Genomic DNA, 7,401 nt, shown 5'->3' with positions numbered 1-7,401 from the left:
GTGCTGGGGCTGGACGGCCTGGCCGCGCGGCTGCACCAGCGGCTGACGCTGCTGGCTCCCAGCGATGCGCGCAGCCCGTCGCGCCGCAATGCGCTGGCCGAAGCCCTGAGCTGGTCGCACGAATTGCTGGCCGAGCGCGAACGCCTCGTGCTGCGCCGCCTGGCCGTGTTCCCGGGCAGCTTCTCGCTGGAAGGCGCAGCCCTGGTGCTGGCCGACGACAAGCTGCCCGCCGCAGCCGCGGTGGCCACAGTGCTCAGCCTGGTCGAGCGGTCCCTCGTCAGCATCGACCGCGGCACGGCGCAGCGGCGCTTGCGCTTGCTGGAAACCATGCGCCTTTTCGCGCTGGACAAGCTCGCCGCCGCCGGCGAGACGGCGTTGGCCCAGGCCCGCCACTGTGGGGGGCTGCGCTGGCTGCTGGACGACGCCTACGAAGAGTCATGGCGGCTGCCGTATGCCGCCTGGAAATCGCGCTATGAACCCGAGTTGCCCGGGCTGTGGGCAGCGCTGGCATGGGCCGGCGAGCACGACTTGACCGGCGCCGTGGCCCTGTTCGGCGCCGCCGCGCCGCTGTGGATGCCCCGCGCAACGCAGGCCCGCCCGCACGCGCTGGCGCTGGCCGCGCGGCTGGCGGACGACACCACCATTGCAAAGCCGGAGCTGGCCCGTTTCTGGTCGGCCTGCGCGCGCTGTCACAGCGCCATCCACCCGGGCCTGGCGCGCGACGCCGCCGAGCGCGCCGCCCGGCTGTACCGCGAGCTGGGCGACGAGCGAGGCGAATACCTGTCGCTGGTGGAACACGCCTTCAACTGGCGCGTCGACGGCCCCGAAGCCCGCGCCGCACTGGCCGCCGCGCGCACGCTGGAAAGCCCCGGCTGGCCGGCTGCCGTGCTGGAGCGCGGCCTGACGACCGAAGCCGTGCTGCACCTGACCTCAGGCCGGCATGACGAGGCCCGGCGCTGCTACCAGGCGGCGCTGGCGCTGTGCGAGCGTGGTGGCTTCGACGCCGGCGTGATGCGCGCCCGGCTGAACCTGGCCGACCAGGCCCGCGCCGCCGGTGAGCTGGACCTGGCCGTGCAGCTGGGCGAGGCGCTGCTGGCCGAGCCGGGCGATGCCGGCGACCTGGCCTGCCTGGCCACCATCATGGGCAACCTGATCGGCGCGCTGGTCGCACAGGGCCGGTTCGAGCGCGCCCGCGAGGTGGCGCGGCAAGCCCCAGCTCGCCTGGGTCGGCTGGCGGTGGATGACCAACTGTGGGTGTCTCTGGACGCGCTGGCGCTGCTGCATCTGCAAGCCGGCCGCACGGCGCTGGCCGCGCAACTGGCCGGCGCGGCGGACCGGGAGTTCGAGGCTCACGGGCAGATGCAGCGACAGCCCAACGAGGCCGCCGACCGCGCGATGCTCGCGGCAGGGCTGGCGGAGCGGTTCAGCACGGAGGACATGGAACGGCTCGCGCAGGAAGGTCGGCGCATGAAGCTGTCCGACGCGATGCGCGCGGCCTTCGAGCTGTGACTCAGGCAGCGAACAGGCGCGTCGCCAAATCGTCGGCCGAGTTCACGGTGCGCAGCTCGGCATAGGCCGCATCGGCTTCGGGGTAGGCGCGCTTCAGGTAGTGCAGCCACTGCTTGAGTCGACCGCCCTGATGCTTCGCAGCGACCGTGGCACGGACCTGGTCGAAGAAGACCTGCATCAGCGGCAGCAGCTCGGCCCACGGCACCGGCTCGGCGCGCCTGCCCGCCACGCGCAGCGCCAGGCCCGGGTCGGCCACCATGCCGCGGCCCAGCATCAGGTGTTCGCAGCCGCTGCGCTCGCGGGCCAGTTCGGCATGCTCGACGGTCCATATCTCGCCGTTGGCGATGATGGTGATGGGCACGGCCTCGCGCACGGCGGCGATGCGCTCCCAGTAGGCCGGCGGCTTGTAGCCATCAGCCTTGGTGCGGGCATGCACGACGATCTCCTGGGCGCCCGCGTCGTGAATCGCGCGGGCCACTTCGAGCGTGCGGCTGTCATCCATATAGCCCAGGCGCATCTTGGCGGACACCATCACGTCCATCGGCACCGCACGGCGCACGGCGGAGACGATTTCGTGGATCAGCTCGGGTTCGTCCAGCAACACGGCGCCGCCACGGTGGCGGTTGACGCACTTGGCCGGGCAGCCGAAGTTCAGGTCGATGCCCTCGGGCTTCAGCTCGGCCAGTCGCCCGGCGTTCTCGGCCAGGCAGGTCACGTCGGAACCCAGCAACTGCGGATGCACCGGCACGCCGGCTGCCGTGCGCCCACCGTTCCTCAGCTCCGGCACGATGCGCGTGAACACGCGGCCGGGCAGCAACTGGTCGGTCACGCGGATGAACTCGGACACGCAGCGGTCCACGCCGCCGACGCGGGTCAACACATCGCGCAAGATGTGATCCAACAGCCCTTCCATGGGCGCCAAGAGGATCATTTCGACTCCTCTTGGTTCATCAAATAGAGCCGCAGGTCGAACTCCAGCTGGAAGTAGTCCGGCTCCATGTGCTGGCAGAGCTTGTAGAAGGGCTTGTTGTGCTCCAGCTCCCGCAGATGCGCCAGCTCGTGCACGACGATCATGCGCAGCAGCGCGGCCGGCGCCTCCTTGAACAGCGTGGCCACGCGGATCTCGCGGCGCATCTTCAGCTTTGAGCCTTGCACCTGGGTGCGGCGGGTGTGCGTCCCCAGCGCCTGCTGCAGCACGCGCAGCTTGGCGTCATAGCCGACGAAATTCAGCGGCTCGGCATTGCGCAGGTGGCGGGCCTTGAGCGCCTGCACATAGTCGAACAGGGCGCCATCGCTGCGCACCTCGTGGCGCTCAGGCAGGCGGCGGGCGAGATGGTCGGCCAGGYGGCCGTCCAGGCGCAGCTGTTCGGCCTGGGCGATGAGTTCGGGCGGGTAGCCAGCGAGGTAGCGGGCGGCAAGCATGCAGTCGGGATTCAAGGCGCGGCGCATCGAGTGCGCCGCGCGGGTAGCGAGGTCAGGCGACCAGCGCGTTCAGCTGGTCCAGGCTCGCTATTGTCGCGAGGCAGGCGCGTGCCACCTCCTGGCCCTTGGTGGAGAAATGCTCGGCAAAGAAGCGCTTGTGCTCGCCATGCTCATGAAAGTGGTGCGGCGTCAGCACGGCGGAGAACACCGGCACGTCGGTTTCCAGCTGCACCTGCATCAGCGCGCTGATGACGGTCTGGGCGACGAAATCGTGACGGTAGATGCCGCCGTCGACGACGAGACCACAGGCGATGACGGCGTCAAAGCGGCCACTGAGGGCAAGCCGCTTGGCATGCAGCGGGATCTCGAAGGCCCCGGGCACGTCGATGACCGTCACCTGCTCCGCGGGGATTCGACATCGGTCGAATTCATGCCGGATGGCCGACACGGCGACGCCGACGATGTCCTTGTGCCAGCTGGCGGCCACGATGGCCACGCGCGGCAGGCGGGTCAGGTTGAAGGTGGGATTGAGGGTCTGATTCATGGTGTCCTCTTGAAAGACGGTTTTTCCAGAATCAGGGCAAGCGCACGCAGCAGCGGCGTGCCCGCTCAAGCAAGCACGCCGACGCTCCGCGATCTCTTTCATCCGGACTGTGACCGTCGGCCCTGGCATCGCACCAGGTCTGCTGACCCTTTGCCGCCGAAGCGGCGAAGGCGCTCGCGGGCTCCCAGGCCTTCGCCCAGATACCGCCGGTGGGGAATTTCGCCCCGCCCTGAGAACGCTGCCGGCCTTGCGAGCCGGCACACGGATGCTAGCGGCGCTGGCGGCATGATGACGGTCATGTCCGAGACAGCCCTATTTCGCGTGACCCTGCTGCCCGGTGGCGAGACCTTCGACTGCGCCGCCGACCAACCCCTGATGCTGGCCGGCCTGGCGGCGGGGCTTGCCCTGCCTTGGTCCTGCCGCAACGGCACCTGCCGCACCTGCATCGCGCGCGTGATCGAGGGGCGCGTCGAGCACAGCATTCCCTGGCCAGGTCTCTCGGCCGAGGAAAAGGCTGAAGGCTGGGCCCTGCCCTGCGTGGCCTGCCCGCGCAGCGATGTGACGCTGCAACGGGCCTGACGCATCACTTCCTCGCCATCACGAGCTTGTTGCCGCCCTGGTTCAACGTTACCGAGGCGGCCTTGCCCTCGTCGGCGCTGAAGTCGAGTTGCGCCGCGACCTGCGGCACATGGACCTGGCGAGGGGAGGTGGCCATCAGTTCAAACGCCGGCTGGCCTGGTGCCTGGCCCTGCAGGCGGCCCTTGTCGTCGATGAAGACCTTGATGGAGAACTGCGGCGAGCTGTAGTCGCCTACCAAAGCCTGCATTTGCGCCGGGTTGAGCGTGATGAAGGCGGGCTCGGGCGGCAGCTCGCCACTGCGCGTCCAGCGCCCGCCTTCCTTCTCGCCGTTGTTGAACACCCGCATGCCGATGACCTTGCCGTCGGCCGTGCGTTCAAGCTGCAGCTCGTCGACGGAATCGGGGAAAGCGAAGCGGTCCTGCCCGAGCGGGACCAACGCCGCGGTGCCGCCACCGGTACGCTGCCCTTGCAGAACGCCGTCCTTCAACCGCAGCGTGCGCGACCGCTTGTCCTCACGGGTATAGACGCCCTCGGCGCTCGCAAGTTGCTCGGCCGGCACCGCCACGGGCTTGTGCTCGGCAAAGGGCTCGCCGATGGCAAAGGCCGCGAGCTTGCGCGCCACCAGGTCCGTCGCGAAGCCAGGGGCGTCGCTGTTGCGCAAGATGACGACGGTCGTCTGGCTCTTGGGGAGGTAGTTCAGCAGCGACCCAAAACCGTGGATGCCGCCGTTGTGGGCCAGCACGGGCTGGTCGCGCAGCACGTCAGTGCCGATCCCAAAGCCATAGTGATGCGCCTTGGCCGGGCCTTCCGGCGTGGTCATCCGCTCGTAGCTGGCTTTGCTGACGAGCTTGCCGCCATGCAGCGCCTGGTTCCAGCGCCACAGGCCTTCGGTGTTGGCGATCAGTGCGCCGGCGGCATGGGGCTGGGTCATGCTGAGGAAGCCGGCCGGCGCCACCTCGCGCTGGGCATTCAGCGTGTAGCCCTGGGCCATGCCCTTGAAGAGCCTGTCGCCGGCCTGGTAGTGCACGCTGGTGATCTGCGCCGACTTGAGCAGCAGCTCGTCGATGGACTGGTGCCAGCTCCTGCCCGAGATGGCCTCGACGACGGCGCCGAGCAGTACATAGCCGGAGTTGTTGTAGGCCCACTTCTCGCCGGGCGGGAAGTCCGCCGGCAGGTCCTTGAACTCCTTGATCAGCTCGGCCGTGCTGAGGTCGCGGCGCACCGGGTTGCCCATATAGCCCGGGATGCCGGTGTAGCTCTTGACGCCCGAGGTGTGGTTGAGCAGCTGCAGCAGCGTGATCTGGCTGCCATTGGGATAGTCGGGCAGGAATTTGGACAGCGGATCATCGAGGCGGGCCTTGCCCTCATCGATCTGCTTGAGCAGGGCCGCGGCAGCGAACTGCTTGGTGACGGAGCCGATGCGCATCAGCTGGYCAGGCTGCAGGGGCACGCCGAGCTCGATGCTGGCCATGCCGCGAGCGCCCTTGTAGAGAAGCTGGTCACCGCGCGCGACCAGCACCGTGACGCCGGGGCCATCGCGTTTCAGCTTCTGCGCGTCGAGCAGTTGGTCGGCATAGGCCGTCATGGCCGCGGGCGTGGCGGGTTGGCCTGCGTGGGCGGTGCCGACCAGCAAAACAGACAGGGCGAAGGCGGGCGTGGCGTGTTGTCGCATGGCGGTGGGCAGGTGGTGAGACGCCGCGCAGCATGGCGTTTGGCGCGCGGCCCGGCAAGCCGGCGTGCGATGAACGGCATGAAAGAAGGCATGAGCCGCAGCGGCCGTCCACAGCATCTGTGGACAACACCGTGCACAGCCTGCGGGCTGCAAGCCCAAGTCCTTGGCACAACAGCGCTTTTCTTGCGTTGCCGCAGATTGAGGCAGACCGGCGCAYGGGACAATCGCGGCCATGCATCGCACCATCTTCACGACCCCGGGGCTGAGCACCCTGCTGCGGGGTTTGTCCGTGGCCTGGCTCAAGCTGGCAGGCTGGACCGTTCAGGGCGAGCTGCAGCCCGAGGCGCGCAAAAGCGTCTTCATCGCTGCGCCGCACACCAGCAACTGGGACCTGCCCTACACGCTGTTCGCTTCCTTTGCGCTGCGCCTGACGCCCTACTGGATGGGCAAGGCGTCGATCTTCAGGTTCCCGTTCGGCGGGCTGATGCGCTGGCTGGGCGGCATCCCGGTGGATCGCGACAAGTCCAGCAATCTTGTCGCCGCCTCAGCCGAGGCCCTGCAGGCCGCCGACGGCCCGGTGCAGCTCATCGTGCCCCCCGAGGGCACGCGCAGCAAGACCATCTACTGGAAGACCGGCTTCTACTGGATCGCCGTCACGGCGAAACTGCCCATCGTCATGGCGCACATGGACTACCCGCGCAAGCTCGTTGGCCTCGGCCCGCTGTTCCGGCCGACCGGCGATGTCGACGCCGACATGGCCGAGATCAAGCGCTATTACGCCCAGTACAAGGGCAAGAACTCAGACCAGTTCACACACGAATGATGTGCCCCTCGTCCGGTCTCGCCACGCTGCACGCGGGCGAGCCCAGCCGGTCTTGCAGACCGCGCCGCGGCAGTGCCGCAGCTCTTCAGCAGGCATATTGCGCCCACTGGGCGCAATATGTCCGGCCTCAGCCCCCGAGGGGACGGCGATGCTCACGGCATCAAGCCGCGAGCACATCGCCAGACGGGCCGGCTTGGGAGCGGCCCGGCGCTCGGCCCGAATACCGAAACTACCTACTTCGCATAAGTGCAGCCCATGTCAACCAACCAGTCCAAAGACCCGCTGCATGGCCTCACCCTTGAGGCCATCGTGACCGCATTGGTGGAGCATTTCGGCTGGGCCGAACTCGGCCAGCGCATTGCGATCAAGTGCTTCCAGATCGACCCCAGCGTGGCGTCGAGCCTGAAGTTCCTGCGCAAGACGCCGTGGGCGCGCGCCAAGGTCGAGAGCCTCTACCTCTTCATGCGGCGCGAGCAGGCGCGCGCCGCTCGACCGTAGGTTTAGCGGCCGCCAGGCTCCGGGAGTTCGATCTTGACTTCGAGTACTTCCAGATCCCCCTGGCGCTCCATGTGCACCTTGATGTCTTCAGGGTTGATCGACACGTATTTGCTGATGACGGCCACCAGCTCGCGCTGCAACTGCGGCAGATAGTCGGGGCTGGAGCTGCGGCCGTTGCGCTCGTGCGCGAGGATGAGCTGCAGCCGCTCCTTGGCGACGCTGGCCGAGCTCTTCTTCTCGCCGAGGAAAAAGTTCAGGAATCCCATTGCGCGGCTCCCATCACTTGGCGCCGAAGACGCGCTTGAACCAGCTGGGTTTCACGGCTTCGGTGAAGCGCATGGGCTTGTCCTCACC

Annotated in this window: 9 protein-coding genes and 1 riboswitch; of the genes, 4 read left to right on the top strand and 5 right to left on the bottom strand. The window is 68.2% G+C overall.

The window, feature by feature from the left end; genetic code table 11:
• The coding region (locus ACXJKR_RS19060) for an ATP-binding protein (RefSeq protein WP_457324148.1) at positions 1-1,509 on the top strand (1,509 nt) is incomplete at its 5' end.
• A 1-nt stretch (position 1,510) separates the two neighbouring features.
• On the opposite strand, the gene ACXJKR_RS19055 is transcribed toward ACXJKR_RS19060, so the two are convergent.
• Genes ACXJKR_RS19055 through ACXJKR_RS19045 form a run of 3 tightly spaced genes read right to left on the bottom strand, consistent with a single transcriptional unit; the run spans position 1,511 to position 3,475 of the window.
• Complete coding sequence (locus ACXJKR_RS19055) at positions 1,511-2,440, bottom strand: tRNA dihydrouridine synthase (RefSeq protein ID WP_457324147.1); 930 nt, start codon at positions 2,438-2,440, stop codon at positions 1,511-1,513.
• Entirely contained in the window at positions 2,437-2,931 is a 495-nt protein-coding gene (locus ACXJKR_RS19050; protein WP_457324146.1) for a YgjP-like metallopeptidase domain-containing protein, read from the bottom strand. Before ACXJKR_RS19050 ends, ACXJKR_RS19055 begins: the two co-directional genes overlap by 4 nt.
• A gap of 52 nt (positions 2,932-2,983) precedes the next feature.
• Positions 2,984-3,475 carry a 6,7-dimethyl-8-ribityllumazine synthase gene (locus ACXJKR_RS19045; protein WP_457324145.1) on the bottom strand — a complete coding sequence of 164 codons (492 nt, stop codon included), beginning with the start codon at positions 3,473-3,475 and terminating at the stop codon, positions 2,984-2,986.
• Positions 3,476-3,561: 86 nt separating this feature from the next.
• A riboswitch (FMN riboswitch) is annotated at positions 3,562-3,716 on the bottom strand.
• A gap of 56 nt (positions 3,717-3,772) precedes the next feature.
• Between ACXJKR_RS19045 and ACXJKR_RS19040 the strand changes: the two genes are divergently transcribed.
• Entirely contained in the window at positions 3,773-4,054 is a 282-nt protein-coding gene (locus ACXJKR_RS19040) for a 2Fe-2S iron-sulfur cluster-binding protein (RefSeq protein WP_457324144.1), read from the top strand.
• Between the two features lie 4 nt (positions 4,055-4,058).
• Here the strand turns inward: ACXJKR_RS19040 and ACXJKR_RS19035 are convergent, their stop codons facing one another.
• Entirely contained in the window at positions 4,059-5,726 is a 1,668-nt protein-coding gene (locus ACXJKR_RS19035) for a serine hydrolase domain-containing protein (RefSeq protein ID WP_457324143.1), read from the bottom strand.
• Positions 5,727-5,958: 232 nt separating this feature from the next.
• Between ACXJKR_RS19035 and ACXJKR_RS19030 the strand changes: the two genes are divergently transcribed.
• Positions 5,959-6,549, top strand: a complete 591-nt coding sequence (locus ACXJKR_RS19030) for a 1-acyl-sn-glycerol-3-phosphate acyltransferase (RefSeq protein WP_056199077.1) — start codon at positions 5,959-5,961, stop codon at positions 6,547-6,549.
• 255 nt (positions 6,550-6,804) lie between these two features.
• Positions 6,805-7,047, top strand: a complete 243-nt coding sequence (locus ACXJKR_RS19025; RefSeq protein WP_457324142.1) for a VF530 family protein — start codon at positions 6,805-6,807, stop codon at positions 7,045-7,047.
• Positions 7,048-7,049: 2 nt separating this feature from the next.
• On the opposite strand, the gene minE is transcribed toward ACXJKR_RS19025, so the two are convergent.
• Positions 7,050-7,313, bottom strand: coding sequence for a cell division topological specificity factor MinE (minE, locus tag ACXJKR_RS19020; RefSeq protein WP_056199081.1), 264 nt, complete (start codon positions 7,311-7,313; stop codon positions 7,050-7,052).
• Between the last annotated feature and the right edge of the window lie 88 nt (positions 7,314-7,401).

It is taken from the genome of Roseateles sp. P5_E11 (genome assembly GCF_054049355.1).
Note: the sequence above shows the minus strand (reverse complement) of the source record. Positions and strands in the feature narration are given on the sequence as shown.